Source organism: Lactobacillus nasalidis (assembly GCF_016587775.1).
Taxonomy (GTDB): Bacteria; Bacillota; Bacilli; order Lactobacillales; family Lactobacillaceae; genus Lactobacillus; species Lactobacillus nasalidis.
In genome coordinates this window covers 1-974 of record NZ_BOCG01000587.1, presented here as the reverse complement: position 1 = coordinate 974, position 974 = coordinate 1, and the positions used below count along the sequence as shown (strand labels likewise).

General features: G+C 59.0%; 1 protein-coding gene. It reads right to left on the bottom strand.

Annotation, left to right across the window (positions count from 1 at the left end; translation table 11 throughout):
* Positions 1-40 precede the first annotated feature (40 nt).
* On the bottom strand, positions 41-955 hold the full coding sequence (locus tag lacNas_RS11060) for a DUF1002 domain-containing protein (protein WP_201346866.1): 915 nt from the start codon (positions 953-955) through the stop codon (positions 41-43).
* Positions 956-974: the final 19 nt, after the last annotated feature.

Below are 974 nucleotides of genomic sequence, written 5' to 3'. Positions count from 1 at the left end.
CGCGCCAATTGGCGCGGGCTTTTGTGCCGCTTCGGGAGCATTACTTGCTGAAGCTGGCAAACAGGTTGGTAAAGAAGTTGACGATGGCGTCCCAGAGCTTTTGCAGGGCATTGCGGTTGGCGCTGGTGTTCAGCTTGGCAAAGATCCCCTTGGCGCTGGACTGGATGGCGCTCATGGCCTTGCTGGCCTGCTGCTTGAAGGATGAGGAGCTGAGGGCGCCGGAATCCCGGATTTCGACCAGGATGTTGACGATCTGCTGCTTTTGCGAGCTGGTGATCACGTTGGTCAGATTGTTGTTCTTGATTTCGTTGTTGACGATCGTGACAATCTCGCTCTTGGTGATGCTGGAGCCTTTTTCAGCCATTTCCTTCTTGGCTCCGGCCACGGCATTGTTCAGCTGGGCGTCGGAGTAGCCGTCCTTGCCCTTGTTTTCCTTGGTGATGTCGCTCAAGGTGTTCAGTTCGTCTTGAGCGGCCGTGATCTGCTTTTGGTTCAGCTGCTCGCCGCTCTTGGCGTAGGCCTTGTAGATCCCGGCCAGGGCGCCGGAACCGTCGATCGGCGTGGCGGAAGTGACGTAGATGTTGGCGTCGGTGATCCCGGCCGTGACGGCGGCGTTCCGGTACTGGTTGGCGGTAATGGTGGTGATGTTGTTTTGCCCGTCATAGTTGAGGATGCGGACGTTGATCCCGCTGCCGGAACTGGTTTTCTCAATGGCCGCGCTGGACCAGACACCAGAAGAGCTGGTAAAAGTGCTCCCGGACGGGTTCAGGTAGGTCACCAGGTCGCTGCCGGTCACCGTCAGGGTGTTGTAGCTGCTGCTGTCGCTGAGGGCAGCCTTTAAGACCTTCAAGGTTCCCTGTCTCTGGCTGTCGGTCAGGGAAGTCCCCAGGGTAATGACCGGCGTGGTGTCTTCGGCGGCCGAAACCTTGCCGGCTGCCAGGCCCAGGCCCAGCATAAGGGCGCAGGCCGTGATG

Coding starts and splice junctions, on each gene's coding strand:
- lacNas_RS11060 (WP_201346866.1), bottom strand. CDS start 955: ATGCTGGGCCTGGGCCTGGCAGCCGGCAAGGTTTCGGCCGCCGAAGAC.